This window comes from Microbacterium sp. M4A5_1d (assembly GCF_053345465.1).
In genome coordinates this window covers 1,416,734-1,443,127 of the sequence record NZ_JBKFAD010000001.1, presented here as the reverse complement: position 1 = coordinate 1,443,127, position 26,394 = coordinate 1,416,734, and the positions used below count along the sequence as shown (strand labels likewise).

General features: G+C 71.3%; 22 protein-coding genes and 1 riboswitch. Of the genes, 16 read left to right on the top strand and 6 right to left on the bottom strand.

Annotated elements, in window-relative coordinates:
• Window positions 1-10 precede the first annotated feature (10 nt).
• Window positions 11-107, top strand: a riboswitch (TPP riboswitch).
• The 11 genes from thiM to ACLBWJ_RS06875 all read left to right on the top strand — a co-directional run bounded on the left by thiM (window position 90) and on the right by ACLBWJ_RS06875 (window position 13,890).
• Window positions 90-917: a hydroxyethylthiazole kinase gene (gene thiM / locus ACLBWJ_RS06925; RefSeq protein WP_447659958.1), complete on the top strand. Its 828-nt coding sequence runs from the start codon at window positions 90-92 to the stop codon at window positions 915-917. Its footprint overlaps the riboswitch before it by 18 nt.
• Window positions 914-1,594 (top strand): thiamine phosphate synthase, encoded by a 681-nt coding sequence (gene thiE / locus ACLBWJ_RS06920; protein ID WP_354451390.1) that lies wholly within the window; start codon window positions 914-916, stop codon window positions 1,592-1,594. Before thiM ends, thiE begins: the two co-directional genes overlap by 4 nt.
• Window positions 1,591-3,093, top strand: coding sequence for a bifunctional hydroxymethylpyrimidine kinase/phosphomethylpyrimidine kinase (gene thiD / locus ACLBWJ_RS06915; protein ID WP_447659957.1), 1,503 nt, complete (start codon window positions 1,591-1,593; stop codon window positions 3,091-3,093). The genes thiE and thiD overlap by 4 nt, the downstream gene beginning before the upstream one ends.
• Window positions 3,094-3,102: 9 nt before the next feature.
• Window positions 3,103-4,155, top strand: a complete 1,053-nt coding sequence (locus ACLBWJ_RS06910; protein WP_354451386.1) for a LacI family DNA-binding transcriptional regulator — start codon at window positions 3,103-3,105, stop codon at window positions 4,153-4,155.
• A gap of 109 nt (window positions 4,156-4,264) precedes the next feature.
• The gene (locus ACLBWJ_RS06905) at window positions 4,265-5,596 is read left to right on the top strand and encodes an extracellular solute-binding protein (RefSeq protein WP_447659956.1); all 1,332 of its coding nucleotides are present in this window, start codon (window positions 4,265-4,267) and stop codon (window positions 5,594-5,596) included.
• On the top strand, window positions 5,593-6,564 hold the full coding sequence (locus ACLBWJ_RS06900) for a carbohydrate ABC transporter permease (RefSeq protein WP_274178291.1): 972 nt from the start codon (window positions 5,593-5,595) through the stop codon (window positions 6,562-6,564). The genes ACLBWJ_RS06905 and ACLBWJ_RS06900 overlap by 4 nt, the downstream gene beginning before the upstream one ends.
• Entirely contained in the window at window positions 6,561-7,478 is a 918-nt protein-coding gene (locus ACLBWJ_RS06895; protein ID WP_447659955.1) for a carbohydrate ABC transporter permease, read from the top strand. The genes ACLBWJ_RS06900 and ACLBWJ_RS06895 overlap by 4 nt, the downstream gene beginning before the upstream one ends.
• Before the next feature lie 58 nt (window positions 7,479-7,536).
• A complete protein-coding gene (gene arfA / locus ACLBWJ_RS06890) occupies window positions 7,537-9,078 on the top strand; it encodes an arabinosylfuranosidase ArfA (RefSeq protein ID WP_447659954.1) in 1,542 nt (513 codons plus the stop codon).
• 170 nt (window positions 9,079-9,248) lie between these two features.
• Complete coding sequence (locus ACLBWJ_RS06885) at window positions 9,249-9,809, top strand: acyl-CoA thioesterase (protein ID WP_447659953.1); 561 nt, start codon at window positions 9,249-9,251, stop codon at window positions 9,807-9,809.
• Between the two features lie 52 nt (window positions 9,810-9,861).
• Window positions 9,862-13,557 (top strand): bifunctional proline dehydrogenase/L-glutamate gamma-semialdehyde dehydrogenase, encoded by a 3,696-nt coding sequence (locus ACLBWJ_RS06880; protein WP_447659951.1) that lies wholly within the window; start codon window positions 9,862-9,864, stop codon window positions 13,555-13,557.
• A 36-nt stretch (window positions 13,558-13,593) separates the two neighbouring features.
• Window positions 13,594-13,890: a hypothetical protein gene (locus ACLBWJ_RS06875; RefSeq protein WP_323987180.1), complete on the top strand. Its 297-nt coding sequence runs from the start codon at window positions 13,594-13,596 to the stop codon at window positions 13,888-13,890.
• Between the two features lie 25 nt (window positions 13,891-13,915).
• Here the strand turns inward: ACLBWJ_RS06875 and ACLBWJ_RS06870 are convergent, their stop codons facing one another.
• Complete coding sequence (locus ACLBWJ_RS06870; RefSeq protein ID WP_282501997.1) at window positions 13,916-14,473, bottom strand: TetR/AcrR family transcriptional regulator; 558 nt, start codon at window positions 14,471-14,473, stop codon at window positions 13,916-13,918.
• Window positions 14,474-14,522: 49 nt separating this feature from the next.
• On the opposite strand from ACLBWJ_RS06870, the gene ACLBWJ_RS06865 reads away from it, so the two are divergent.
• On the top strand, window positions 14,523-14,843 hold the full coding sequence (locus ACLBWJ_RS06865; RefSeq protein WP_274178296.1) for a hypothetical protein: 321 nt from the start codon (window positions 14,523-14,525) through the stop codon (window positions 14,841-14,843).
• Between the two features lie 33 nt (window positions 14,844-14,876).
• Here the strand turns inward: ACLBWJ_RS06865 and ACLBWJ_RS06860 are convergent, their stop codons facing one another.
• A complete protein-coding gene (locus ACLBWJ_RS06860; protein ID WP_282501998.1) occupies window positions 14,877-15,767 on the bottom strand; it encodes an aldo/keto reductase in 891 nt (296 codons plus the stop codon).
• A gap of 206 nt (window positions 15,768-15,973) precedes the next feature.
• On the opposite strand from ACLBWJ_RS06860, the gene ACLBWJ_RS06855 reads away from it, so the two are divergent.
• From ACLBWJ_RS06855 to ACLBWJ_RS06840, 4 genes are all read left to right on the top strand, one after another.
• On the top strand, window positions 15,974-17,098 hold the full coding sequence (locus tag ACLBWJ_RS06855; RefSeq protein WP_274178298.1) for an aminotransferase class III-fold pyridoxal phosphate-dependent enzyme: 1,125 nt from the start codon (window positions 15,974-15,976) through the stop codon (window positions 17,096-17,098).
• A gap of 185 nt (window positions 17,099-17,283) precedes the next feature.
• On the top strand, window positions 17,284-18,948 hold the full coding sequence (locus tag ACLBWJ_RS06850) for a circularly permuted type 2 ATP-grasp protein (RefSeq protein ID WP_112616283.1): 1,665 nt from the start codon (window positions 17,284-17,286) through the stop codon (window positions 18,946-18,948).
• Complete coding sequence (locus ACLBWJ_RS06845; protein ID WP_112616285.1) at window positions 18,942-19,874, top strand: alpha-E domain-containing protein; 933 nt, start codon at window positions 18,942-18,944, stop codon at window positions 19,872-19,874. The genes ACLBWJ_RS06850 and ACLBWJ_RS06845 overlap by 7 nt, the downstream gene beginning before the upstream one ends.
• Window positions 19,871-20,716, top strand: coding sequence for a transglutaminase family protein (locus tag ACLBWJ_RS06840; RefSeq protein WP_274178299.1), 846 nt, complete (start codon window positions 19,871-19,873; stop codon window positions 20,714-20,716). The genes ACLBWJ_RS06845 and ACLBWJ_RS06840 overlap by 4 nt, the downstream gene beginning before the upstream one ends.
• On the opposite strand, the gene ACLBWJ_RS06835 is transcribed toward ACLBWJ_RS06840, so the two are convergent.
• From ACLBWJ_RS06835 to ACLBWJ_RS06820, 4 genes are all read right to left on the bottom strand, one after another.
• Entirely contained in the window at window positions 20,700-22,310 is a 1,611-nt protein-coding gene (locus ACLBWJ_RS06835; protein WP_274178300.1) for a DHA2 family efflux MFS transporter permease subunit, read from the bottom strand. The genes ACLBWJ_RS06840 and ACLBWJ_RS06835 overlap by 17 nt on opposite strands.
• Before the next feature lie 103 nt (window positions 22,311-22,413).
• Window positions 22,414-22,635 carry a hypothetical protein gene (locus ACLBWJ_RS06830; RefSeq protein ID WP_112616291.1) on the bottom strand — a complete coding sequence of 74 codons (222 nt, stop codon included), beginning with the start codon at window positions 22,633-22,635 and terminating at the stop codon, window positions 22,414-22,416.
• A 169-nt stretch (window positions 22,636-22,804) separates the two neighbouring features.
• The gene (locus ACLBWJ_RS06825; protein ID WP_439117184.1) at window positions 22,805-24,232 is read right to left on the bottom strand and encodes an FGGY-family carbohydrate kinase; all 1,428 of its coding nucleotides are present in this window, start codon (window positions 24,230-24,232) and stop codon (window positions 22,805-22,807) included.
• A gap of 97 nt (window positions 24,233-24,329) precedes the next feature.
• On the bottom strand, window positions 24,330-26,366 hold the full coding sequence (locus ACLBWJ_RS06820; protein ID WP_282501999.1) for a bifunctional aldolase/short-chain dehydrogenase: 2,037 nt from the start codon (window positions 26,364-26,366) through the stop codon (window positions 24,330-24,332).
• Window positions 26,367-26,394: the final 28 nt, after the last annotated feature.

Sequence of the window (26,394 nt, the reverse complement as noted above, 5' to 3'; positions counted from 1 at the left end):
GCTATGGTCGTGTTCCGACACGGGGTGCCCGCGACCGCGAGCTGAGATCAGACCCGTCGAACCTGCTCCAGTGCAATGCTGGCGAAGGGATGTCGAAAATGCGCGATGTCGTGCCCACCGTCCGAGGACCGGAAGCGGCGCTCCGAGCGCTGCGGGATGCCGCTCCGCTCACCCACTGCGTGACCAACGCCGTCGTCACCGGGTTCACCGCGAACGCGCTGCTCTCGCTCGGGGCGAGTCCGGCGATGGTCGACATCGAGGGTGAGGCGGGCATCTTCGCCGGCGTCGCCGACGGTGCCCTGATCAACCTCGGCACCCCGAATCCGCAGCAGCAGGCCAGCGCCCGCGAGATCGTGGCGGCGACGGGGCGCTGGGTGCTCGACCCCGTCGCGGTCGGGATGCTGCCGATCCGCACGGCCCTCGCCGCGGAGCTCGTCGCTGCTCGCCCCGCGATCATCCGCGGCAACGCCTCGGAGATCGCGGCGGTCGCCGAAACCGGCGCGGGCGGCCGCGGCGTCGACAGCATCGACGACCCGGACTCGGTGCACGCGGCCGCGGCGGCCCTGGCCCGCCGGTCCGGCGCGGTCGTCGCGGTGTCGGGCGCGACGGACCTCGTCACCGACGGAGAACGGGTCGCGCGGGTTCCCGGGGGAGACCCGCTGCTGACCCGGGTGACCGGCGGAGGCTGCTCGCTGGGCGCGACGATGGCGGCCTTCCTCGGCGTCGTCGAGCCCTTCTCGGCAGCCGTCGCAGCGTCGCTCGTGCACAAGCAGGCCGCCGAGGCTGCGGCATCCGTGTCGTCCGGTCCCGGCTCGTTCGCCGTCGCCTTCCTCGACGCGCTCGCGACGCTCGCTCCCGGCGACCTCGATGCCGCACGCGTCGCGACCCGCGCGATGGCGGCGGAGGGCGTCCGGTGACCCGCCGGGTCGACCTCGCCCTGCACCTCGTCACCGATGACCGGCTGAACGCCGACACGCTGCTGTCGATCGTCGACGCCGCCGTCGACGGGGGCGTGACGGTGGTGCAGCTGCGCGACAAGAGAGTGACCGCGGCCGAGCTGATCCGCCGCACCCGGATGCTGTCGGATGTGATCGCGGGGCGGGTTCCGCTGCTCATCGACGACCGGGTCGACGTCGCCCTCGCCGCCATCGATGCGGGGGCCCGCGTGGACGGCGTGCATCTCGGTCAGAACGACATCCCGCCCACGACTGCGCGGCGAGTCCTCGGGCCCGACGCCGTCATCGGGTGGACGGCGAACACGGCGGCGCATCTGCAGGCCGCCCACGCGATGCCGGACGGCACCCTCGACTATCTCGGGGTCGGCGTGATCCGGCCGACGATCACGAAGGCCGATCACCCGCCCGCGCTGGGCATCGAGGGATTCGCGGAACGGGCCGCGGCGACGCCGCTCGCGTGCGTCGCGATCGGGGGCGTGGGTCCCGATGACGTCGCCGCCCTCCGCCGAGCGGGGGCAGCCGGGGTCGCCGTCGTCTCGGCGATCAGCGGTGCTGCGGACCCCGCCGCGGCCGCGCGCGCCTTCGCCGTCGCAGCGCGCGGGCGCGGTTCCGACACTGCGGACGGAGCGGTCCGGTGACCGCGGGGGCACGGGCGCCGCGAGTGCCGCGGGTGCTGAGCATCGCGGGCACCGACCCGTCGGGCGGCGCGGGCATTCAAGCCGATCTCAAGTCGATCGCGGCGATGGGCGGCTACGGCATGGCCGTCGTCACGGCCCTCGTGGCGCAGAACACCCGCGGTGTGCGGGCCGTGCACGTGCCTCCGCCGGAGTTCTTGCGTACGCAGCTCGACGCGGTCGGCGATGACGTCGAGATCGATGCGATCAAGATCGGGATGCTGCATTCCGAGCCGCTCGTCGCGGTCGTCGACGACTGGCTGGCTCGGCGGGGCCATGACCTCGTCGTGCTGGACCCCGTCATGGTGGCCACGAGCGGCGATCGCCTGCTCGATCCCGCCGCAGAGGACGCGATCCGCGCCCTCTGCGGGCGCGCCGCCCTCGTGACGCCGAACCTCCCCGAGCTGGCCGTGCTCGCGGAGGAGCCGGTCGCACCCACGTGGCTCGCCGCCCTCGCCCAGGCACAGCGGTTCGCGCGCACATCGGGTGCGGCGGTGCTCGTCAAAGGCGGGCATCTCGACGGCGACGACTGCCCCGACGCGATCGTGACGCCGGACGGGGTCGCGGCGGAGGTGTCGCGCCGCCGCATCGCCTCGACCAACACCCACGGCACCGGGTGCTCCCTGTCGTCGGCGATGGCGACGCTCGGCGCGAGTGGCATCGGCTGGACCGTTGCCCTCGCGCGTGCGACCGAATGGTTGGCCGGTTCGATCACAGCGGGCGCGGCGCTCGGCGTCGGGCGAGGCAACGGCCCCGTCGACCACCTGCACGAGCTGCGCCCGCACCTCCCGTCGCCCGTGTCGTGGACAGAGCGCGCCTGGGCTGGCGCCGCTCCGCTCCGCGCCGCCGTCGACTCCTGCGCCTTCGTCGAGGGGCTGCGCACGGGAGAGCTCGATGAGCCGGTCTTCGCCTGGTACCTCCAGCAGGACGCGCTGTACCTCTCGGAGTACGCCCGTGTCCTCGCCCGAGCCAGCGCGCTCGCCCCGCGAGGCGAGGAACAGGTGTTCTGGGCGGAGGCCGCCGCCTCGGCGATCGCGGTCGAATCCGAGCTCCACCGCTCGCGGGTCGGCGCGGACGCCGCGGACCCCGCCGCCGCGACGCTCGCCTACACCGATCACCTCCACGCCGCATCCGCTCGCGGCTCGTACGGTGAGCTGGTCGCCGCCCTCCTGCCGTGCTTCTGGCTGTACTCCGATGTGGGCGAGCGATTCGCGGCGGCGTCGCACCCGCACCATCCGTATCGGGACTGGCTCTCGACCTACGCCGACCCCGCTTTCGCCGCATCGACCCGCGCCGCGATCGAGATCGTCGAGCGGGCGGCGGCGGACGCGTCGGCGGCAGAGCGCGCGCGGATGAGCGTCGCGTTCGCGCGATCGATGCGCCACGAGCTCGCCTTCTTCGAGGCGCCCATCGCAGCGCTGGCCGGCGCAACACGGGCGAGAGGGCCTGCGCGCGGGGCCTAGTCTGTGCTCATGCCGAAGGAGAGAGCCGGCCGAGCCACGATGAAGGATGTGGCGGCGCTCGCCGGGGTATCGGCGAAGACGGTCTCCAACGTGCTGACGGGCACCGCCGCGGTCCGGCCGCAGACGCAGCAGCGCGTGGAGTCGGCGATGCGCGAGCTCGACTTCGTGCCGAATCTCAGCGCCCGGGGCCTGCGGAACGGCCGCTCCGGCGTGATCGCCATCGCGCTCCCCGACCTCGCGACGGCGTTCTCCGCCGAGATGCTGCATCACCTCGTCGACGCGGCTCACCAGCGCGGCTACGCGGTCCAGATCGAGGAGACCGCGCTCGAGCCGGAGCGTGAGCGCGACCTCGTCTCGCGGGCGCGTCAGCATCTCGTCGATGGTGTCGTGCTCAACCCGATCCGCATCGAGGACAGCGTCGTCGATCGCGACGAACGGCTGCCGCCTGTCGTGCTGATCGGCGAGGTCGAGCAGCACGTCACCGACCGGGTGCTCGTCGACAGCCGGGGCGGCGCGCGCGATGCCGTGGCTCACCTCGTGGCGCGCGGGGCGCGGCGGATCGCCGCGATCGGCGGCGACGATCAGCCCGAGCTCGCCACGGCGACCAGTCGCCTGCGCCTCGCGGGCGTGCGCGACGGGCTCGCCGCGGCCGGGCTCGAGCACGACCGCCGCCGGGAGGTCAACCTGCTGCCCTGGAACATGGAGGCGGGCGCGCTGGGCGTGCGGACACTGCTCGATCGCGGGGTCGAGGTCGACGCCCTCCTCTGCTTCACCGACTCGATCGCCGTCGGCGCGCTGCACGAACTGGCGTGTGCGGGCATCCGGGTGCCGGAGGACGTGCTCGTGTGCGGCTTCGACGACATCGAGCAGTCGCGCTTCACGACACCGCAGCTGACGACCGTCTCCTTCGACCGGAACGAGTTCGCGCGTGCGACGATCGCGCTCCTCGAGGAGCGCATCGCGGCGCGCGACGTTCCGGTGCGAGCGGTGGCGATCGAGCACCGGGTGGTCGCTCGAGCGAGCACGGACGCGGTGCCGCGAGGCGTATCGCCCGGCCGCTGACCGTCGGCATCGACGACATCCGGATTTTCCTTGCGCATTGATTACATCGATGTAAAAGTATGAGGGTCCCTGGTTGTCACGATGTCGTGCCGTCACAAAGGAGTGACCGATGGCCCCACCCATAGAACTCAGCAGACGGCGATTCCTCACGGGAGCCGCAGCCCTCGCCGGAACCGCCTTCCTCGCCTCGTGCGCCGGTCTCCCCGGCGCCACGGGCGCCCGCACCCTCCAGTTCTGGCACCTGCTCTCCGGCGCCGACGGCGTGACCATGTCCGGGCTCATCGACGGCGTCAACGCCGCGCAGTCCGACTATCGCGTGCGTCCGACGGTGCTCGCGTGGGGTGAGCCGTACTACACCAAGCTCGCGATGGCGGCCGCGGGCGGGCGGGCGCCGGACGTCTCGGTCATGCACGCCTCGCGCGTCGTCGGCTATGCGCCGGGCGGGCTGCTCGACACGTGGGACACCGCGCGCCTGGCCGACCTCGGCGTCGACGCGAGCACCTTCACCGACGCGATCTGGCGCAAGGGCTTCATCGGCGACGACCTCTACAGCGTCGCGCTCGACGCGCACCCGTTCATCCTGATGTACAACACCGACATCTGCGCCGAGGCGGGTGTGCTCGACAGCGACGGCAAGCTGCCGCCGATCACCTCGCCCGAGGACTTCCTCGAGCTCGGGCGAGCCGTGGCGGCCGTGTCGGAGTCTCACGGGCTGTCCTTCGGCTATCTCGGCGACGGCGCGCAGATGTGGCGCCTCTTCTACACGCTTTACACGCAGCACGGGCTAGAGATCGAGCTTCCCGAGGGCGGCAAGGCGGAGATCGACGAGGATGCCGCGGTCGCGGCGCTGACCTTCATGCAGCAGCTCCTCGACGACGAGATCGCGTCGCGCAGCGCCGACTACCAGAGCGCGATCGCCGAGTTCGCGACCGGGCGCAGCGGGCTCTTCCTCACCGGTGTCTGGGAGCTGCGCTCGATGCAGCAGCAGAACCTGCCGATCGACGCCGCGATCATCCCGGCCGTGTTCGGCACCCCGTCGGTCTACGCCGACTCGCACTCGTTCACCCTGCCGCACCAGAGCGCGCCCGACGAGGAGACCCGCGACCTGGTCTACCGCTTCGTCGCCGACATCCTGAAGGGGTCGTTCGACTGGGCCGGGGCCGGCCACATCCCCGCGTATCTTCCCGTGACGCAGTCGCCCGCCTACGCCGATCTGCTGCCGCAGGCGCACTACGCCGAGGCCGCCGAGCTCGTCCGGTACGACCCGCCGGCCTGGTTCACTGGCTCGGGCTCACGCTTCCAGGCCGACTTCGGCGCCGCGGTGCAGAACGTCCTGCTGCAGGGCGCCGATCCGGCCGCCGCGGTCTCCCGCTTCCGCGCGGGCGTCGACCTGCGCCTGCAGACGCCGAACCCCGCCGCACCGGACGGAGCCCGCGCATGACCCTCGACACCGGATCCGGCCGCGCCGGACTCGCCGACACCGCCGCGACGCGCACGATCGTCACCGGCGACCGCGCGGGGCGACGCCGGCACGCCGGCGACCGCGGCGAGCAGCGCATCGCCTGGACCTTCCTCGCGCCGTTCCTCGCCGCCTTCCTGCTCTTCCTCGTCTGGCCGCTCCTGCACGGGCTCTATCTGAGCTTCACCGATCAGTCGCTGACGGGCGCCGGCGGATCGTTCATCGGCATCGCGAACTACGTCGAAGCGCTCGGCGACCCCGTCATGTGGCGATCGCTCGGCAACACCGCCTGGTTCACGGTGCTCTCGACCGTGCCGCTGGTCGTCCTCGCCCTGGTCATGGCTCTGCTCGTGCAGCGCGGACTGCCCGGACAGTGGCTCTGGCGGCTGTCGTTCTTCATGCCCTATCTGCTCGCCTCCACGGTGATCTCGCAGATCTGGGTGTGGATCTTCAACCCGCAGATCGGCGCGGCCAACGGCATCCTGGAGGCGTTCGGTCTCGAGCCGATCGCGTGGCTGCAGAACCCCGACACCAACATGCTCGCGATCGTCGTCGCGACGGTGTGGTGGACGATCGGCTTCAACTTCCTGCTCTACCTCGCGGCCCTCCAGAACATCCCCGAGACGCAGTATGAAGCGGCGTCCATCGACGGCGCGGGGGAGTGGCGCAAGCTCTTCTCGATCACGATCCCGCAGCTGGGCCAGGTCACCGTGCTCATCGTCATCCTGCAGGTGCTGGCGTCGCTGAAGCTGTTCGACCAGGCGTACCAGATGCTCGGAGGAATCGCGAGCGAGACCACCCGCTCGATCGTCCAGTACATCTACGAGTCCGGCTTCGTCGGGTACCGCTTCGGCTACTCGGCGGCGATCTCGTACGTCTTCTTCGCCGTGATCGTGCTGATCGGCGTCATCCAGGCCCTCGCCACCCGTCGCCGGAAGGAGCACTCATGAGCGCCGCCACCGCCAGCTCCTCGGCCACGCGCGCCGTCGTCGCCCCGGGGGTCGCCCCCGATCCGCGGAGCCGCAAACCCGGTCAGCGCCGGTTGAGCGCGCTCAACATCGTCGCGTTCGTCGCCCTCGCCCTCCTGGCGATCGGGTGGCTGCTGCCGTTCCTCTGGGCGGTCGCGACCGCCTTCAAGACCGAGACGGATGCCGCCTCCGGCGCCGGCGGCTGGATCGGCGAGAGCGGGCCCACGACGGAGGCCTTCACTTCGATCCTCTCGCAGGGCAACGTGTGGGTCTGGGCCGGCAACAGCCTCTGGACCTCCGCCGTGATCACCCTGCTCACCGTCGCGATCTCGGCCGTGGCCGCGTACGCGTTCTCACGGCTCGAGTTCCGCGGCAAGAAGTTCCTCTACGGCGCGGTCATCGCCTCGATCGTCATCCCGCCGCAGGTGCTGATCATCCCGCTGTTCTACGAGATGCTCGCCTTCAACCTCGTCGACACCCCGTGGGGCCTGATCCTGCCGCAGGTCGTCGCGCCGGCGATGGTGTTCATCCTCAAGAAGTTCTTCGACCAGGTGCCCATCGAGCTCGAGGATGCCGCGCGGGTCGACGGCGCCGGGCGCTTCCGGGTGTTCTGGTCGATCGTGCTGCCGCTGTCGCGGCCCATCCTCGGCGCCGTCGCGATCTTCGTGTTCATCGGCGCGTGGAACAACTTCCTCTGGCCGTTCCTCATCATCAACGACACGACCCTCATGACGCTGCCGGTGGGACTCCAGACCGTGATCAGCGCCTACGGCGTGCAGTACGCGCAGGTCATGGCTCAGGCCGTCCTCGCCTCGGTGCCGCTGATCATCGTCTTCCTGGTGTTCCAGAAGCAGATCGTCCGCGGCGTCGCCACGACCGGCTTCGGCGGTCAGTGACCGGCGCCGCCCGGCACGCGTCGTCCGCATCCCCTCACCCCGAAAGAACAGGAGCATCATGCCCCGCGCCCGCATCGTCCTCGATCGCGACTTCACCGTGGCCGACGTGCCGCGCCGCCTCTTCGGCTCGTTCGTCGAGCACATGGGCCGCTGCGTCTACACCGGCATCTACGAGCCGGGTCACCCGCAGGCCGACGAACGCGGCTTCCGTCGCGACGTCCTCTCGCTCGTGAAGGAGCTGGGCGCCACCGTGATCCGCTACCCCGGTGGCAACTTCGTCTCGGGCTACAACTGGGAGGACGGCGTCGGGCCGGTCGCCGACCGTCCGCACCGGCTCGACGGCGCCTGGCACACGGTCGAGACCAACGCGTTCGGGCTCCACGAGTTCGTCGACTGGGCGCGCGAGGCCGAGGTCGAGGTCATGGAGGCGGTCAACCTCGGCACGCGCGGTGTCGACGAGGCCCGCGCGCTCGTCGAGTACGCGAACCACGCCGGCGGCACGTACTGGTCGGACCTGCGTCGCCGCAACGGGGCCGCAGCACCCTTCGACATCCGCCTCTGGTGCCTCGGCAACGAGCTCGACGGCCCGTGGCAGATCGGCCACAAGACCGCGCACGAGTACGGCCGGCTCGCGCAGGAGACGGCGAAGGCGATGCGCCTGGTCGACCCCGACATCGAGCTCGTGGCGGTGGGATCGTCGAACCGGCAGATGCCGACCTTCGGCTCGTGGGAGCACACGGTCCTCACGCACGCGTACGACGAGGTCGACTACATCTCGATGCACGCCTACTACCAGGAGGACGGCGGGGACGCGGCATCCTTCCTCGCCGAGGCCGTCGACATGGACGCCTTCATCGACGGCGTCGTCTCGACGATCGACGCGGTCAAGGCTGCGGGCAAGCATCGCAAGCAGGTCGACATCTCGTTCGACGAGTGGAACGTCTGGTACCAGCGGGGCCTCGACACCGAGGACCAGCCGCACATCGTCTCGGCGTCGAAGGAGTGGCGCGCCCACCCGCGCCTCATCGAGGACACCTACAACGTCACCGACGCCGTCGTGGTCGGGACCTTCCTGCACAGCCTGCTGCGCCACGGCGACCGCGTGCGCATCGCCAACCAGGCGCAGCTGGTCAACGTGATCGCACCCATCCGCTCGGAGGAGGGCGGGCCGGCCTGGCGGCAGTCGATCTTCTGGCCGTTCGCCCGCATGTCGCAGCTGGCGCAGGGGCGCGTGCTGCGGCTCGCGATCGACTCCGATCAGACGCCGACGGCGAAGTTCGGCGACGTGGATGTCGTCGACGCGGCCGCGACGTGGGACGAGGCGACCGGCCGCGTCGCCCTGTTCGTCGCCAATCGCTCGCTCGAGTCCGAGACCGAGGTGTCGCTCGAGCTGCGCGGGCTGGGCGCGTCGGGCGTCGTCTCGGCCGAGGTGCTGACGGTGCCCGAGGGCGGCGACCGGCGGTCGGCCAACACCGAGCACTACCAGGACGCCGTCGGCCTCGTGCCCCTGCGCGGCGTCGGACTCGACGAGGGCACGCTGCGGGCGACCCTGCCCGCGCTGTCGTGGGCGGTGATCGTGCTCGACACCGCCCGCGCCTGACCGCGCGTCGCGTACGTCGGAGAATCGCGCGTACGTCGGACGGATCCCGCGAGATCCTCCGATGTTCGCGCGATTCTCCGTTCCTGCGCGCGGGGCGGCGGGCGCGGAGTTGTGGAAGGCGCACAACGGATGCGGGTGGGGGCATGGGGCATCCGATAGCGTCGGCCATCGTGAACGTGTGGCTCCGGACCCTGCTGACGATCTGGCGAGCGAAGCGACAGCTGCGCAGGAACGGCCCGCGGCCGCTCATGGCGGTCGGCCGGGTGAAGCTCCGGACGCTGCCCACCGACATCGATCTGCTCGGGCACATGAACAACGGGCGGTACGCCTCGCTGTTCGACCTCGGCCGGTTCGACCTGCTGGTGCGCAACGGCATCTGGGACACCTTCCAGGAGAAGGGCTGGTACGGCGTCGTCGCGAACAGCACGATCACCTTCCGGAAGTCGCTGAACCTCTGGCAGCGCTTCACGATCGAGACGCGCCTGCACGGACACGACGACAAGTCGGTGTACATGGTGCATCGTGCGGTCGTCCGCGGCGAGGTCTACGCCGAGATGCTGGTGCGTTCGCGGTTCCTGCGTCGCACGGGCGGCATCGTGCCGCTCGATGAACTGTTCGCGGTGCTCGGCCGGCGCGACGATCTGCCCGAGCTCGAGCCGTGGATGACCGAGTGGGCTGCGGCGACCGCTCTGCCGTCGACGCGTGCCGAGGCGCCCAGCGTCTGGGAGTGATCCCCGGGCGAGGCGCCGCCCTTCGAGAGCGCTTGCGACATAGGCTGACGGCATGTCCGACACCGTTTCGTCCGGCACCACCCCGCCGGGCTTCCCCGCCGACGATTCCCTCGCCCATCAGGCGGTGGACCTGGCCCAGAAATGGGTGCACACGTCGGCCGATTTCCCCGCGGATGCCGCAGCGCAGCGCCTCGCGGGAGTCCTTCGCGACCCGAACGGCCTGCCGTTCACGATCGGTTTCGTCGACGGGGTCATGCGCCCCGAGAGCGTGACCGCCGCCGCGACCCGACTGCACCACGTCGCCCCGCTGGTCCCGGAGTTCCTGCCCTGGTATCTCCGCGGTGCCGTGCGCATCGGCGGCGCAGTGGCCCCCGTACTGCCGACCCCCGTCGTGCCGATCGCGCGCACGGCACTGCGCGAGATGGTCGGGCACCTGGTCGTCGACGCGCGACCGCACAAGCTCGGCCCGGCCATCGCCCGCATCCGCGAGTCCGGAGCCCGCCTCAACCTCAATCTCCTCGGCGAGGCGGTGCTCGGCGAGGAAGAAGCGCGCCGCCGGCTCGACGGCATCCACGAGCTGATCCGCCGGCCCGACGTCGACTACGTCTCGGTGAAGGTCTCGGCGATCGTCAGCCGCATCTCGATGTGGGCGTTCGACGAGGTCGTCGCCGATGTCGTCGAGCGGCTGCTGCCGCTCTACCTGAGCGCGGCTGAGGACGGCACCTTCATCAACCTCGACATGGAGGAGTACCGCGACCTCGATCTCACGATCGCCGTCTTCACCCGCATCCTCGAAGATGAGCGGCTGCGGGGGCTCGAGGCCGGGATCGTGCTGCAGGCCTATCTGCCCGACGCCGCCGACGCCCTCGACGAGCTGACCGCCTGGGCGCAGGCCCGCGTCGCGGCCGGTGGAAGCCGCATCAAGGTGCGGCTGGTCAAGGGCGCGAATCTCGCGATGGAGCGCGTGGACGCCACGATCCACGGCTGGCCGCTGGCGACCCACGCGAGCAAGCTCGACGCCGACGCGATGTACCTGCGGTGCCTCGACCGTGCCCTGCGCCCCGAGCGGAGCGCCGCGGTGCGGCTCGGCGTCGCCGGGCACAACCTCTTCGACATCGCCTATGCCTGGCTGCTCGCCGGCGAGCGCGGTGTGCGCGACGACATCGAGATCGAGATGCTCCTCGGCATGGCGCAGGGTCAGGTCGCCGCGGTCACGGCCGACGTGGGCCACGTGCTGCTGTACGTCCCGGTCGTCCGCCCCGACGAGTTCGACGTCGCCATCAGCTACCTCGTGCGGCGGCTGGAGGAGAACGCCTCGAGCGAGAACTTCCTCTCGGCGGCGTTCGACCTCGCGACCGACGCGAGCCTGTTCGAGCGCGAACGCGATCGATTCCTCGCCTCCCTCGAGCGCGCGGCCGACCCGGCCCTGCCCAGCGGGCCGAACCGCACGCAGGACCGCACGATGTCGTTGCGGCCCATCGCGCCGCAACGCATCACGCGCGACCCCGCCGAGGGCGACGACGGGCTGACGCAGGCGGTGCTCGGCATCGCCGACGCCGCGGGCCGTTCCGACGAGACCACGGCTCTGGGCGAGCCCGACGATGTCCGGTTCGGCGGCGAGCACTTCGTCGAGACCGCCGTCTACGCCCCGCGCGAGACGCGCCGGGCCCCGGCGCTCGGAGCGCCCGGGTTCGCCAACACTCCCGACTCCGACCCCGCGCTCGCCGTCAACCGGGAGTGGGCCCGCGGCATCCTGTCGCGGATCGAGGGCAGCACGGCCGGTGACGAGACGATCGCCGCCGCCCGGGTCGATGACGCGGGAGAGCTCGATGGAATCGTGGCGCGTGTGGGATCGGCGGCATCCGCCTGGGGCTCGATGGCCGCGGCCGACCGCAGTGCGGTGCTGCTCGCCGCCTCGCGCGCACTCGAATCACGTCGGGCCGAGCTCATCGAGGTCGCCGCATCCGAGACCGGCAAGGTGCTGGCCGAAGCCGACGTCGAGGTCAGCGAAGCGGTCGACTTCGCCGCCTATTACGCCGCGACGGCGCGCGAGCTCGATCGGGTCAGCGGCGCCGTCTTCGAGCCGGCGTCGGTCACGGTGGTCGCTCCGCCGTGGAACTTCCCGCTCGCCATCCCCGCCGGCGGCGTGCTCGCGGCCCTCGCCGCCGGATCGGGCGTCGTCTTCAAGCCCGCTCCGCAGGCCCGTCGCTGTGCGGCGGTCGTCGCCGAGGCGCTGTGGGATGCCGGGGTGCCCCGCGATCTCCTCGCGCTCGTGGACATCGACGAGGGCGATCTCGGCCGCCGGCTCATCACCCACCCGTCGGTCGACCGCGTCATCCTCACCGGCTCGTGGGAGACGGCGGCGCTGTTCCGGTCGTGGCGGCCCGAGCTGCCGCTGCTTGCCGAGACCAGCGGCAAGAACGCGATCATCGTCATGCCCTCCGCCGACCTCGATCTGGCGGCGTCCGACCTGATCAAGAGCGCCTTCGGTCATGCGGGTCAGAAGTGCTCCGCCGCGTCGCTCGCGATCCTGGTGGGGCCGGTCGGGCGGTCGAAGCGGTTCGCGCGTCAACTCGTCGACGCCACGCGGTCGCTGCGGGTCGGACCGCCCACCGATCCCCGCAGCGAGGTCGGGCCCGTGATCGAGCCGCCGCAGGGCAAGCTCGAATGGGCTCTCACCTCACTCGAGGAGGGTGAGCGCTGGCTCGTCGAGCCTCGTCCCCTCGATTTCGGTGACGCGACCGCTGGGCGCTTCTGGTCTCCGGGCGTGAAGGTGGGGGTGAGCGCCGGGTCGCGCACGCACCTCGAGGAGTTCTTCGGGCCCGTGCTCGGCGTCATGCACGCGCGCACTCTCGACGAGGCGATCGAACTGCAGAACGCGGTCGCCTACGGTTTGACCGCGGGCCTGCACACCCAGGACGCCGCCGATCTGGCGACCTGGCTCGACCGGGTCGAGGCCGGCAACCTGTACGTCAACCGCGGCATCACGGGGGCCATCGTCCAGCGTCAGCCCTTCGGTGGCTGGAAGAGGTCGTCGGTAGGCGCGGGCACGAAGGCCGGTGGACCGAACTACCTCGTCGGGCTCGGTTCCTGGCGTGCGTCGAACGGCTCGGCATCCAGCACGCTGCATCTGCGCGGTCTCGACTCGCGCATCACGACCATCATCGAGTCGGCCCAGCCCACCCTCGACTACGAATCGTTCGAATGGCTGCGGCGCGGCGCGCTCTCGGATGCCGTCGCCTGGGACCGCGAGTTCGGCCAGGTGCGCGACGTGTCCGGCCTCGGCGTCGAGCGGAACCTGTTCCGGTATCGCCCGGTCGACGTGGCGGTGCGAGCGTCGTCGGACGCGACCTGGCAGGCGGTGCTCCGCGTGCTCGTCGCGGGCGTGCGGGCCGGATCGGCCGTGACGCTGAGCTCGCCGGTCGGTCTTCCCGCCGACGTCCGGCGGGCGCTCGGCGAGGTCGACATCGCGGTCTCGGTCGAGACCGACGGCGAATGGCTGCAGCGCATCGCCGCCCCCGAGCGTCGACCGGGACGCATCCGCCTGGTCGGCTCGCGTGAGACGGTGGCCGAGCTGCGGACGGCCATCGCGGCAGCGACCGAGGGAGACCCGGATGTCGCCGTCTACGCCGACGAGGTCACGACCGCGGCGCGGATCGAGCTGCTGCCCTTCGTGCACGAGCAGTCCATCACGATCACCGCGCACCGTTTCGGCAATCCCGACGACTGGTCCGAGGCGGTCATCTGACGGGCGGCCGCGGTGCCGTCTCGGTAGCGTGGCGGGATGACGGATGACGCAGCCGCTGCACCCACGCTGATCCTCGCCCGCCTGTCGGTCGAGCGCGAGTCGCTCCTCGGTGGCCTGTTCATCGGGCTCGGGGCGGTGGCGCTCGCGATCACCGTCATCGCGCTGGCGCTCTCGCCGGGGCTCAACCTGCCCGTGCTCGTTGGTGTCGGCGCGGGAACGGTGCTGCTCGTCCACGGCATCCTGCGCCGCTCGGCCGCCGCCCGTGCCGCGGCCGCCCTCGACCGGCTCGAGTCCGCTCCGGCCTCCGTCTCTCGCCGAGCCGAGCCGAGCTGAGCTGAGCTGAGCGCTGCTCGGCGCCTCAGACGAACGCGGCGAGTACGGAGTCGACGTGGGCGTCGAGCGACGCGGCCGCCGGCTCGGGGTCGAGGCCGAGGAGGCGTCGACGGTGCGGTTCGCCGAGCAGGGCACCGAACAGATGCTCGGCGCGACGGTCGTCGCCGTCCAGGTGGGCCGCGAGGTAACGCTGCGCCGCGATCGGGCCGGCGTCGTAGAACGCACGCGAGACCGCGGGGTCGTCGAGCGCGACCGCGACGGCCGCGCGGTGCAGGCCGATCGCACGGTCGGCGAACAGCGCCGTCGCGATGAGTGTGCAGGCGTGCCGGAGGTCGCGGGCCGCGACATCGAGGTAGCCGTGCACATCGGTCACCGCGGCGCCCAGCAGCGCCGACTTGTCACCGATGCGTTCGTAGATCGTGCGTTTGGTCACGCCCGCCTGCTGCGCGATCGCGTCGAGCGAGGCGGCGTGGAAGCCGACCTCGACGAAGACGTCTGCCGCCATCGCGACGATGCGGGCGTCGCGCGCGGCCTGTTCATGGGCGGGCGGGCGGCCTCGGCGTCGATCTCCGGTCGAGGGCATGACGACAGGCTAGCAGAATGATACGGTGGCGTTTCATTAAGGAGGCGCCATGGACGAGATCGTCTGCCACATCGCGATCGCCGATGACTGGGGCATGAGCCGCAAGTTCGGCGAGTACGAGGTCGCGACGCGGGGCGTGCCGTGGGAACCGGGCGAGTACATCCGGGCCTGCGACCCCGCCGACGTCGCCGACGTCGTCGCAACCGTCTACGCCGACGTGCGGCTGCCGCTCCTGCGGATCGACTGCAGCGTCGCGGGCCTCGCGCGCCACGGCGTCGAGGTGACGCGCGTCGACGGGCGGCCCCGCATCCACGGGCCGATTCCCATGAACCCGGATGCCGTCGTCGGCGAGCGTCCGCTCACGGCCTGAGGTCGCCTCGGGTCGTGAGCGGCGTGCGCCGGATCAGGCGTCGATGCCGACCGAGTGCGACAGGCGTGCGCGCTCGTCGCCCGAGAGCTCGAGGTGCACGGCCTTCGCGCTGTCGGCGATCGACGCGGCGCGGCGCGCTCCCGGAATCGGGATGACGGTGTCGCTGAGCCCCAGCTCCCACGCGAGCACGACCTGCTGCGGGCTCACGTCGTGGGCGCGGGCGACCTCGCCGAAGACCGCGAAGCGATCACCGATCGACCGTGCGCCACCGCCCGTTCCGCCCAGGGGGCTCCACGGGAGGAATGCGATGCCGCGGTCGGCGCAGTAGCGCAGCTCGTCGTAGCTGCCCGGATGCCGCGGCGAGAACTCGTTCTGCACGCTCGCGAGGTTGCCCTCGCCGAGCACCTGTTGGGCGATCTCGATCTCCTCGACGCTGGCGTTGGAGATGCCGATCGCGCGGATCTTGCCCTCCTGCTGCAAGGTCTTGAAGTTCTCCATGACCTCGCCGTAGACCATCCAGCGGTCGGGGCGGTGGTACTGGTAGACGTCGATCACGTCGACCCGGAGTGCTCGGAGCGAGGCCTCGACCGCCTTCCGGAGGTAGTCGAGCGAGCCGTCCCGGCCCCACTTCTCGCCGTCGCTGCGGGTGATGCCGCCCTTCGTCGCCACCACGATCTGAGAGCGGTCGCCGCCCCACGTGGCCAGGGCCTCGGCCATGATCTCCTCGTTGTGCCCCATCGTGTCCCAGCTCGGGGCGTAGATGTCGGCGGTGTCGAGCAGGGTGATGCCCGCGTCGAGCGCGGCGTGCACCGTCGCGACGGCATCCTTCCGGTCGGGGATCTGCTTGTCGTTGTTCATCGAGACGGGCATCCCGCCCAGGCCGATGGCCGAGACGGTGAACGGTCCGAGGGTGCGCTGCTGCATGGGTCTCCTTCGACGATTCGCGGTGGTGTGGCTCCAGCCTGTCAGGCGCGACGACGAACGGGCAGGACCTTGCGCAATCGGGTCAGGGGGCTACCGCGGGTCGTCGTCGCAGTCCTCAGCGGCGCCAGATCGTGCCGGGGGAGAATGGATGCCGGCCGCGCGGCGACCCGCCGCCGCGTGCGCGACCGCCGAAGCCAGGAGTCCGAATGACGATCGCCGACCACCACCCGACGCCGGACGCGAACGACGAGGACCGCGCGAAGCGCGCTCTCGCGGGAGCGCCGCCGCTCCTGCCGGTCATGGTCGCGACGGGCGAGGGAGCGTGGGTGACCGACGTCGAGGGGCGCCGATACCTCGACCTGACCGCCGATCCGGCGCTCACCTTCGGGCACCGCCATCCCGCTCTGCTCGCCGTCGCCACCGAGCAGCTGGGCCGATTGACCAGCACGGGCACCGTCGTCGCCGACGACCGCGCCGACGGATTCGCCGACGCGCTGGCTGCGCTGCTGGGGGCTGAGGCGGTGCTGCCGGCCACCACCGGGCGGGACGCACTGCGAGCAGCCGTCGATGCCACGCTCGCCGCGGGGGAACGGACGGCCGTCGTCGTCGCTGCCGGCTCGCATCCCGATCTCACGGCAGCGGGCGCCGTCGTGGTGCCCTTCGGCGAGATCGATGCGCTCGTCGCGGCGCTCGACGACACCGTCGCCGCCGTCGTCCTCGAGCCCGTGCAGGCCGCGGCGGGGGTGGTCGGCGCGCCCGCGGGATACCTGGAAGCCGCACGGCAGGCGACCGCCGATCGCGGGATCGCCCTGATCCTCGACGAGACGCGCAGCGGCCTCGGCAGGCTCGGCGACACCGTCGCGCTCGCCGGGACGGGAGCGGCGCCCGACCTCCGTGTGATCGGCCCGGCGCTCGGCGGCGGCATCGTCCCCGTCGCCGCCGTCGTCGGGAGTCGCACGCTGCTCGGTGAGGCCGCCGACCCGGCATCCGCGTCTCCGCTCGCGAGCGCCATCGCGCACCGCGTGGTCGAGATGCTCGAGGCGGGCGAGGTGCAGAACCGGGCCCGTGCTCTCGCCGAACATCTCGCCGGACGCATTGAGGCCCTCGTCGGGGCGGGCGCGGTGGCCGTCCGGACCGCGGGGGTCTGGGCGGGCGTCGACGTCGACCCGACCGTCGTCACCGCAGCCGAGGTCGCCCGGCGCCTCGTCGCGCGCGGCGTCCTCGTCGATGTCGTCGGCGACGCGACGATCGTGCTGGTTCCGCCGCTGGTCATCCGGGCGACCGAGCTCGACTGGGCGATCGAGCAGCTGCGCGTCGTGCTCGCGGCCTGATCCCGCCGCGGCGCGATACATCTGCAGGACCGGTGCGGCTGGTGTCTGGTCCAGCCGACGCCGTGACGACATCAGCCCCACCAGTCCGACGGATGTATCGCTCAGCCGCGCGCCGGATGTCAACACGGCGGGGGAAACAGGTCGGGAAATACTGACGCAACACAGCCCGGATTAGGCTCGCATCCATGGGTGACCTCTTCGACGGATACGGCTCGACGCTGACGCCGCGCAAGACCGTATCGGGGGTGCCGCCGTACGACGAGATGTTCGAGGTCTCGGGCACGATGCCCGCCCCCGGCAGCTCGCGCGCGGCGTACCGCGAGCTGTATCAGGCGCTCGCGCAGATGACCCAGGAGGAGCTCCGCGGCCGCACCGAATCGCTCGCGAGCTCGTACCTCGCGCAGGGCGTCACGTTCGACTTCGCGGGGGAGGAGCGCCCCTTCCCGCTCGATGCCGTTCCCCGCGTCATCGACTACGACGAGTGGTCGCACGTCGAGTCGGGCGTGAAGCAGCGCGTGCGTGCGCTGGAGGCCTTCCTCGACGACGCCTACGGACACCAGTTCTGCGTCCGCGACGGCGTGCTGCCCGCGAAGCTCATCGCCTCGTCGCAGTACTACTACCGTCAGGCGGCCGGCATCCGCTCCGCCAACGGCGTGCGCATCCAGGTCTCGGGCATCGACCTCATCCGCGACGAGCACGGCGAGATGCGCGTGCTCGAGGACAACGTGCGCGTCCCCTCGGGGGTCAGCTACGTCATCTCGAACCGCCGCGTCATGGCGCAGACCCTGCCCGAGCTGTTCGTCTCGATGCGGGTCCGACCCGTCGGCGACTACCCGAACAAGCTCCTCCAGGCCCTGCGCGCCTCAGCACCTCCCGGAGTCGACGACCCCAACGTCGTCGTGCTGACGCCGGGCGTCTACAACTCCGCGTACTTCGAGCACACGCTGCTCGCGCGTCTCATGGGCGTCGAGCTCGTCGAAGGCCGCGACCTGGTCTGCTCGGGCGGCAAGGTGTTCATGCGCACGACCCGGGGTCCGCAGCGCGTCGACGTCATCTACCGCCGAGTCGACGACGACTTCCTCGACCCGCTGCAGTTCCGTGCCGACTCCATGCTCGGCGCCCCGGGCCTCATGCTCGCCGCACGCCTGGGCAACGTCACGATCGCCAACGCCGTGGGCAACGGCGTCGCCGACGACAAGCTGCTCTACACCTACGTGCCCGACCTCATCCGGTACTACCTCGCGGAGGAGCCCATCCTCAAGAACGTCGACACCTGGCGGCTCGAGGACCCGGGCGCGCTCGAAGAGGTGCTCGACCGGCTCGACGAGCTCGTCGTGAAGCCCGTCGACGGGTCGGGCGGCAAAGGACTCGTCGTGGGCCCGGACGCTTCGCCCGCCGAGCTCGAGAAGCTGCGCAAGAAGCTGCTGGCCGATCCGCGCGGGTGGATCGCGCAGCCCGTCGTCATGCTCTCGACGATCCCCACGCTCGTCGAGGACGGCATGCGCCCCCGCCACGCCGACCTGCGCCCGTTCGCGGTCAACAACGGCGAAGAGGTGTGGGTGCTGCCGGGCGGCCTCACGCGCGTCGCGCTGCCGGAGGGGCAGCTCGTCGTCAACTCCAGTCAGGGCGGCGGATCGAAGGACACGTGGGTCGTCGGCGGTGACGCGCCGCGCACGGTCGAGTACAGCCAGGGCAACCTCGCCGGCCTCGTCGCCGATCAGGCGTCGACGCAGGCGATCCCGATCATCTACGACGAGCAGGACGAGCCGGCCCATTCGCCGCAGGACCACCCCGGCGGCCTGAGCGAGCAGCAGGAGCAGCAGCAGCAGACCGGAGGTGCGACGTGCTGAGCCGCATCGCCGAGAGCCTCTTCTGGATCGGACGCTACATCGAGCGGAGCGACGGCACCGCCCGCATCCTCGACGTCCACCTGCAGCTGCTGCTCGAGGACCCCTGGATCGACGAGGACACCGCCTGCCGGTCGCTCCTGTCGGTCATGGGGTCGTTCCCGCCCGAGGGGCTCGATACCGTCACCCGTCAGGACGTGCTGACCCGGCTCGCGGTCGACCGCACCAATCCGTCGAGCATCGCCTACTCGCTGCAGTCGGCGCGCGAGAACGCCCGCCGCGCCCGCGAGATCGTCTCCACCGAGCTGTGGGAGACCCTCAACACCACCTATTCGCGGATGCCGCGGCGACTCAACGCCGAGAAGGTGCACGAGTTCTTCCACTGGGTGCGAGAGCGCGCGGCGCTCGCCGTCGGGGTCACCGACTCGTCGACGAGTCGCGACGAGGCCTGGCAGTTCTTCACGCTGGGGCGCTCGATCGAGCGCACCGACATGACCGCGCGGCTGCTCGCGACGCGCTCGTTGACGGAGGAGTCCGGCCCCTCGTGGACGACGATCCTCCGCTCCTGCGGTGCGTATGAGGCGTATCTGCGGACGTATCGCGGGATGCCGAGCGCGCGCAACGCGGCGGAGTTCCTGCTGCTCGACCGTCTCTTCCCGCGTTCGATCATCCACTCGATCCAACGTGCCGAGGAGTGCATGAGCGCGATCGACCCTGTCGCCGACCGGGTGGGGCACTCCAATGCGGTGCTGCGGGCCCTCGGTCGTATCCGCAACGACCTCGAGTACCGGCCGCTCGGCGAGATCCTCTCCGAGCTGCCCGAGCACATGGACAACGTGCAGAAGGTGACCCGCGAGGCATCCGAAGCGATCCGCGGTCGATTCTTCCCCACGGCGGCGGAACCGAACTGGATTGGAGAGACCTCGTGAAGCGTCTGCGCATCGAGCACGCGACCGGATTCACCTATCCCGGAGACGTCGCCGCGTCGTACAACGAGGCGCGGATGCTGCCGGGCTCGACCGACAGCCAGTTCGTGCTGAGTTCGCAGCTCGACATCGACCCGACGACGGCCGTCAACCACTACGTGGACTACTTCGGCACCCGGGTCGCCGCGTTCGACGTGCTCGCCGCGCATCACGCGCTGTCGATCACGGCCCGCTCGCTGGTCGAGGTTCGGCCGCGCCCCATCGAGCACCGGCAGATCTCGTGGGAGGAGCTCGCCGCGGAGACGGAGCGCTCGATCCACACGGTCGAGCAGCTCGGGCAGACGGCGCGCACGGCGCCGCATCCGGAGGTGGGGGCGCTGGCGCGCGAGATCGCGGGGTCGCACGACGAGCCGGGGCCGGCGGCCCACGCGATCGCGATCGCGATCGGGGATGCCGTCGAGTACATGCCCGGCGTCACCGGGGTGCACTCCACCGCCGCGGAGTCGTGGCCCCAGCGCACGGGCGTGTGCCAGGACATCGCGCACATCACGCTCGGCGCTCTGCGGAGCGTCGGCATCCCGGCGCGATACGTCTCGGGCTATCTGCATCCCGATCCCGACGCTCAGGTCGGCGTGCCGGTGACGGGCGAGTCGCACGCGTGGATCGAGTGGTTCGCCGGTGACTGGCAGGGCTTCGACCCCACTAACAACGTCGAGATCAGCGACCGGCACGTGCTGGTCGGGCGGGGCCGAGACTACAACGACGTCCCGCCGCTGCGCGGGGTCTTCGCGGGCCCGTACAAAAGCGCCCTGCACGTCACGGTGACGATCACCCGCGAGGCGTGACCTCCGCGGCATCCGCTTCGACCGGTTCGCGGCGGGCGCCCCGGCCGAGGGATGCCGTCGCCGCGAGGCCCAGCACGAGGAAGCCCGCCGCGGCGAAGCTCGCGGCCCGTGTGCCGTCCGAGAGGGCAGCCTTCGCGTCGGTCGCGACGTCGGCGGTCTGCGGCGAGGCCTCGAGGCCCGCGATCGCGCCGCCCGCGCTCTCGACGACCGCGCTGACGACCTGATCGCGCTGCTCGGCGGGTATGCCGCGATCGTCGAGCTTGGCGGTGAGGGCGCCGGAGGTCGTCGAGAACAGGATGGTCCCGAGGATCGCGATGCCGAGCGCGGCGCCGAGCTGGCGTGCGGTGGACTGGGTTCCGGACGCCTGCCCTCCCTCGGCGACGGGGACATCGGCGAGGACGACGCCCGTGAGCTGCGCCGTCGCGAGGCCGACGCCGATCCCGTAGACGAACAGCGCCGGGACGAGCGGGCCCCACGTCGCATCGGGGGCGATGACGAGGGCCACGCCGACGACGCCGACGATCTCGGCGGCCAGGCCCGCGCGAACGATCCAGACCGGCGAGACCTTGCCCGACAGGGCGCCGGCGAGCCCGCTGGCGACGAACGAGCCCGCGGCCAGGGCGAGCAGCACGAGGCCCGTCTGGACCGCCTCAAATCCGAGCGCGAACTGCAGCCACAGGGGAAGGGCCAGGATGATGCCGAACTCGCCGAGCGCGACGACGAGGGCGGCGAGATTGCCGTTGCGGAACGACGGGATGCCGAAGAGCCCGAAGGCCAGAAGAGTGGGCTTGCCGACCCGGCGACGGCGCACGCCCCAGGCGATGAAGACCGCGATCGTCACGGCTGAGGCGGCGAACGCGATCGGGACCGGGGAGAGGTCCCACGGCCACGACGCACCGAAGAGCGCGGGCCGCTGGTCGACCGTCCACCAGCCGTAGGTGCGTCCCTCGATGAGGCCGAACACCAGGGTGCCCATGGCGATGACCGACAGGACGGCTCCGATGACGTCGACTCCGACGGCCCCGCCGCGGGACTCGTCGACCGTCAGCAGGACGCCCACGACGATGAGGATGCCGAGGGGGATGTTGATGCCGAAGGCCCAGTGCCACGAGAACGTCGTGGTCAGCCAGCCGCCGAGCAGCGGCCCGACGGCGGCCATGCCGCCGATCGTCGAGCCCCAGACGGCGAAGGCGATGCCGCGCTCGCGGCCGCGGAACGTCGCGTTCAGGAGCGAGAGGGTGGTCGGGAGGATCATCGCGCCGCCGACGCCCTGAACGAAGCGGGCGAGGATGAGCAGGTCACCGCTCGACGCGAGCGCCGCGCCGACCGAGGCCAGCGCGAAGACGACGACGCCGGTCAGCAGCATCCGTCGTCGACCCACCCGATCGGCGACGCTGCCGAAGACGAGCAGCAGGGAGGCGAACACGAGGGTGTACGCCTCCTGGACCCACTGCACCTGAGTGGAGGTGATGCCGAGGTCGTCGACGATCGAGGGGACGGCGACGTTGACGATCGTCGAGTCCACGATGATGAGTGCGACGGCGATGCTGATGAAGACGAGTCCCGCCCACCGGCGGCGTGCCGAAGTTTCCATGATTGCTAGAATAGCTAGCAAAATTGCGGACACAAGATGAGGTTCGCGCAGCGCGAAAACGGCCGGTCCCGCGGGGAACCGGCCGTCTCGATGGAGAAGTGGATCAGGCGGGCGGGTCGCCCGGGTCGAGGGTCTTCAGCATGTCCTCTTCGGCGGCGTTGTCGGCCGTGAGCTCGTCCTCGGTGGTCTCGTCGCCGCCTCGGGGCGCGTCATCGGTGATCGACTGCTCGGCGCTGGGATCGTCGAGGTGACGGTCGCCGGTGGGCTCTTCGGAGGGGATCGCGCTGTCGCCGGCGCCGCCGGCCGGGGTGTCGTGGCTGCTCATGGCCGCGACGTTACGCGCGCGGTCGCCGCGCGCGGCACCCCTTGACACGCGATCCGGCCGTGGTGCCGATACATCCGTCGGATCGGCGTGGCAGGAGTGGTGTCGGCGGCCGCCTGAGGCCACTCCCGCACCGCCGGTCCGGCGAATGTATCGCGAACGGGCTCCGCGGCTAGGCGCGGGGCTCGTAGCGACGCGGCGCGTGCGTGCGGGCGACGAGGTCACGCAGCGCCTCGAGCGAGCCCGAGACGAACCCCGCGGCGCGGGCCTGCACCAGGACGTTGCCGAGGGCCGTCGCCTCGACGGGGCCGGCGAGCACCGGCACCCCGGCGCGGTCGGCCGTGCGCTGGCACAGCAGCTCGTTGAGCGCCCCGCCGCCGACGATGTGGATCGTCCGTACATCGACGTGGCCGAGGCGCGCGGCATCGGCCACGGCGTCGGCGAACGCCTGCGCGAGCGACTCGACGATCGACCGGGTGTACTCCGCGCGGGTGCGCGGCGGCGCGACGTCGTGCTCGGCGCACCAGGCGTCGATGCGCGAGGTCATCTCGCCGGGCGCGAGGAAACGCGGGTCGTTGACGTCGAAGACGACGCCGTCGGCCTCGCGTGCGGCGTCGAGCAGGGTCGGCAGATCGATGCGGTGTCCCTCGCGGCGCTCCCACTGCCGCACGGCCTCGCTCAGGACCCACAGGCCCATGACGTTGTGCAGCAGGCGCACGCGGCCGTCGACGCCGCCCTCGTTCGTGAAGTTCGCCTCGAGAGCGGCGCGGGTCAGCACGAGGTGGTCGACCTCGACGCCCACGAGACCCCATGTGCCGCACGAGATGTAGGCCGCGGCATCCGGCTGCATCGGCACGGCGACGACGGCCGAGGCGGTGTCGTGCGATCCGACGGCAGTCACGGGCGTGTCGCTCGGCGCCCCGATCGACGCTGCGACGTCCGCACGCAGCGGGCCCAGCCGATCGCCCGGCGCGATGAGCGGAGGGAGGATGCCGCGGGGGATGCCGAGCGCCGAGACGAGGGCGCCGTCCCACGAGGCCTGCAGCACCCGCAGGAGTCCGGTCGTCGACGCGTTGGTCTGCTCTGCACGGGCTTCGCCGGTCAGCCAGTACCCGACGAGGTCGGGTACGAGGAGGGCGGTGTCGGCGAACGCCAGCACCTCCAGGTCCTCAGCGGCGAGCTGGTACAGCGTGTTGAACGGCAGGAACTGCAGGCCGTTCCGCTCGAAGAGCTCGGCGTGCGGAAAGCGCGCGTGCACGCTCTCGACCCCGCGGGCGGTGCGCTCGTCGCGATAGTGGAACGGTTCGCCCAGCATCCGCCCGCCGCGCAGCAACGCGTAGTCGACGGCCCACGAGTCGACCCCGATCGAGGCTATCTCGGGCGTCGCGCGGAAGGCCTCGCGCAGACCGCCCAGCACCGATCCGTACATCCCCACGAGGTTCCAGTGGAGGCCGTCGCCCGCGTGCACAGGATCGTTGGCGAACCGCGCCACCGTCTCGGTGCGGAGCGTGTCAGCCCCCACATGCCCGACGATGACCCGCCCGCTGGTGGCCCCGAGGTCAACCGCCACCACATTCCCTGATGCGCTCACGCGCGGCATCCTTCCCGCGAGTGCACAGCCTGTCGCCGAGTGCACGACCTTGGAGCGTGCGGATGCCGTGCACTCGGCGGGAAGCCGTGCATTCGAATGCCTGCCCTCATCGGAGGAAGGCGGCGGCGACGCCGGAGTCCACGGGGATGTGCAGGCCGGTCGTGCGGGAAAGCTCGGGCCCGGTCAGGACGTAGACGGCGTCGGCGACGTTCTCGGGGACGACCTCGCGCTTGAGGATCGTGCGGTTGGCGTAGAACTGGCCGAGGTCCTCCTCGTTAACGCCGTAGGTGGCGGCGCGGTTGGCACCCCAGCCGGAGGCGAAGATGCCCGAGCCGCGCACGACGCCGTCGGGGTTGATGCCGTTCACGCGCACGCCGTGTTCGCCGAGCTCGACCGCGAGCAGCCGCACCTGGTGGGCCTGGTCGGCCTTCGTCGCCGAGTACGCGATGTTGTTGGGCCCGGCGAAGACGGAGTTCTTCGAGGAGATGTAGATGACGTCGCCGCCGAGCTTCTGCTCGATGAGCGCCTTCGCCGCGGCCTTGGAGACGAGGAACGAGCCCTTGGCCATGACGTCGTGCTGAAGGTCCCAGTCCTTCTCGGTGGTCTCCAGCAGCGGCTTCGACAGCGACAGGCCGGCGTTGTTGACGACGAGGTCGATGCCGCCGAACGCCAGCAGCGTCGCGTCGATCGCGGCCTGCACGCCGTCGGCGTCGGCGACGTTGGCTGCGACGCCGATCGCGACGTCGGTGCCGCCGAGCTCGGCCGCCGCCGCTTGCGCCTTCTCGAGGTCGAGGTCGGCGACGACGACGCACGCGCCCTCGGCCGCGAGTCGGGTGGCGATGGCCTTGCCGATGCCGGATGCTGCGCCCGTGACGAACGCGATACGACCCTGGTGGGTCTTCGGCTTCGGCATCCGCTGCAGCTTCGCCTCCTCGAGCGCCCAGTACTCGATGCGGAACTTCTCGGCGTCGGAGATGGGGGCGTAGGTCGAGAGCGCCTCGGCGCCGCGCATGACGTTGATCGCGTTGACGTAGAACTCACCCGCAACGCGGGCGGTCTGCTTGTTCGCGCCGTACGAGAACATGCCCACACCCGGAACCAGCACGATGAGCGGGTCGGCGCCGCGGATCGCCGGCGAGTCCGCGTCGGCGTGAGCGTCGTAGTACGCCTGGTAGTCGGCGCGGTACTCGGCGTGCAGCTCGTGCAGACGGGCGATCTGCGCCTCGATCGTTGCCGTCGCGGGAACGTCGAGGATGAGGGGCTTGACCTTCGTGCGCAGGAAGTGGTCGGGGCAGCTCGTGCCGAGAGCGGCGAGAGCGGGTGCCTTCTCGGATGCCAGGAAGTGGAGCACGACGCCGGTGTCGCTGTAATGACCGACCATCGGCTTGTCGGTCGAGGCGATGCCGCGGATCGTGGGGGCCAGGGCCGCGGCGCGGGCGCGGCGCTCCGTCTCGGGCAGCGCCTCGAACCCGGCCCGCACGCCGCCGAACGGGTCGGCCGCGCCGTGCTCGTCGATGTAGGCCTGTGCGGTCTCGATGATCCAGCGGCTGTTCGCCTCGGCCTCATCCGAGGTGTCGCCCCACGCCGTGATGCCGTGCCCGCCGAGGATGCACCCGATCGCCTGCGGGTTCTGCGCCTTGATCTCGGCGATGTCGAGGCCGAGCTGGAAGCCGGGTCGCCGCCACGGCACCCACACGACCTTCTCGCCGAAGATCTTCGCCGTCAGCTCTTCGCCGTCCGCGGCGGTCGCGATCGCGATGCCGGCGTCGGGGTGCAGGTGGTCGACGTGCGCGGCATCCACCAGCCCGTGCATCGCGGTGTCGATCGAGGGAGCCGCCCCGCCCTTGCCGTGCAGGCAGTAGTCGAACGCGGCGACCATCTCGTCCTCGCGCTCGACGCCGGGGTAGACGTTCACCAGCGCCCGCATCCGGTCGAGGCGCAGCACCGCGAGCCCCGACTCGGTCAGCGTGCCGAGGTCACCGCCCGATCCCTTGACCCACAGCAGCTCGACGGGCTCACCGGTGACGGGGTCGATGTCGGTGCCCTTGGCGGAGGTGTTGCCCCCGGCGTAGTTGGTGTTCTTCGGGTCGGAGCCCAGGCGGTTGCTGCGCGCGATGAGGTCGGCGGCTGCGGCGGAGGTCATGGCTTTCCTTCGGGGTAGGGAGGGGAGG

Bases quoted from the DNA above. Each gene is read 5' to 3' on its own strand.
- ACLBWJ_RS06860 (WP_282501998.1), bottom strand. From the start codon at position 15,767: ATGCAGCAGCGCACCCTCGGACCGTTCACCGTCTCGGCCATCGGCCTG.
- ACLBWJ_RS06900 (WP_274178291.1), top strand. From the start codon at position 5,593: ATGACCCTCGACACCGGATCCGGCCGCGCCGGACTCGCCGACACCGCC.
- ACLBWJ_RS06870 (WP_282501997.1), bottom strand. From the start codon at position 14,473: ATGCCCTCGACCGGAGATCGACGCCGAGGCCGCCCGCCCGCCCATGAA.
- ACLBWJ_RS06880 (WP_447659951.1), top strand. From the start codon at position 9,862: ATGTCCGACACCGTTTCGTCCGGCACCACCCCGCCGGGCTTCCCCGCC.
- ACLBWJ_RS06910 (WP_354451386.1), top strand. From the start codon at position 3,103: ATGCCGAAGGAGAGAGCCGGCCGAGCCACGATGAAGGATGTGGCGGCG.
- ACLBWJ_RS06830 (WP_112616291.1), bottom strand. From the start codon at position 22,635: ATGAGCAGCCACGACACCCCGGCCGGCGGCGCCGGCGACAGCGCGATC.
- ACLBWJ_RS06820 (WP_282501999.1), bottom strand. From the start codon at position 26,366: ATGACCTCCGCCGCAGCCGCCGACCTCATCGCGCGCAGCAACCGCCTG.
- ACLBWJ_RS06855 (WP_274178298.1), top strand. From the start codon at position 15,974: ATGACGATCGCCGACCACCACCCGACGCCGGACGCGAACGACGAGGAC.
- ACLBWJ_RS06905 (WP_447659956.1), top strand. From the start codon at position 4,265: ATGGCCCCACCCATAGAACTCAGCAGACGGCGATTCCTCACGGGAGCC.
- arfA (WP_447659954.1), top strand. From the start codon at position 7,537: ATGCCCCGCGCCCGCATCGTCCTCGATCGCGACTTCACCGTGGCCGAC.
- ACLBWJ_RS06865 (WP_274178296.1), top strand. From the start codon at position 14,523: ATGGACGAGATCGTCTGCCACATCGCGATCGCCGATGACTGGGGCATG.
- ACLBWJ_RS06825 (WP_439117184.1), bottom strand. From the start codon at position 24,232: ATGCCGCGCGTGAGCGCATCAGGGAATGTGGTGGCGGTTGACCTCGGG.
- ACLBWJ_RS06835 (WP_274178300.1), bottom strand. From the start codon at position 22,310: ATGGAAACTTCGGCACGCCGCCGGTGGGCGGGACTCGTCTTCATCAGC.
- ACLBWJ_RS06895 (WP_447659955.1), top strand. From the start codon at position 6,561: ATGAGCGCCGCCACCGCCAGCTCCTCGGCCACGCGCGCCGTCGTCGCC.
- ACLBWJ_RS06875 (WP_323987180.1), top strand. From the start codon at position 13,594: ATGACGGATGACGCAGCCGCTGCACCCACGCTGATCCTCGCCCGCCTG.
- thiM (WP_447659958.1), top strand. From the start codon at position 90: ATGTCGAAAATGCGCGATGTCGTGCCCACCGTCCGAGGACCGGAAGCG.
- ACLBWJ_RS06850 (WP_112616283.1), top strand. From the start codon at position 17,284: ATGGGTGACCTCTTCGACGGATACGGCTCGACGCTGACGCCGCGCAAG.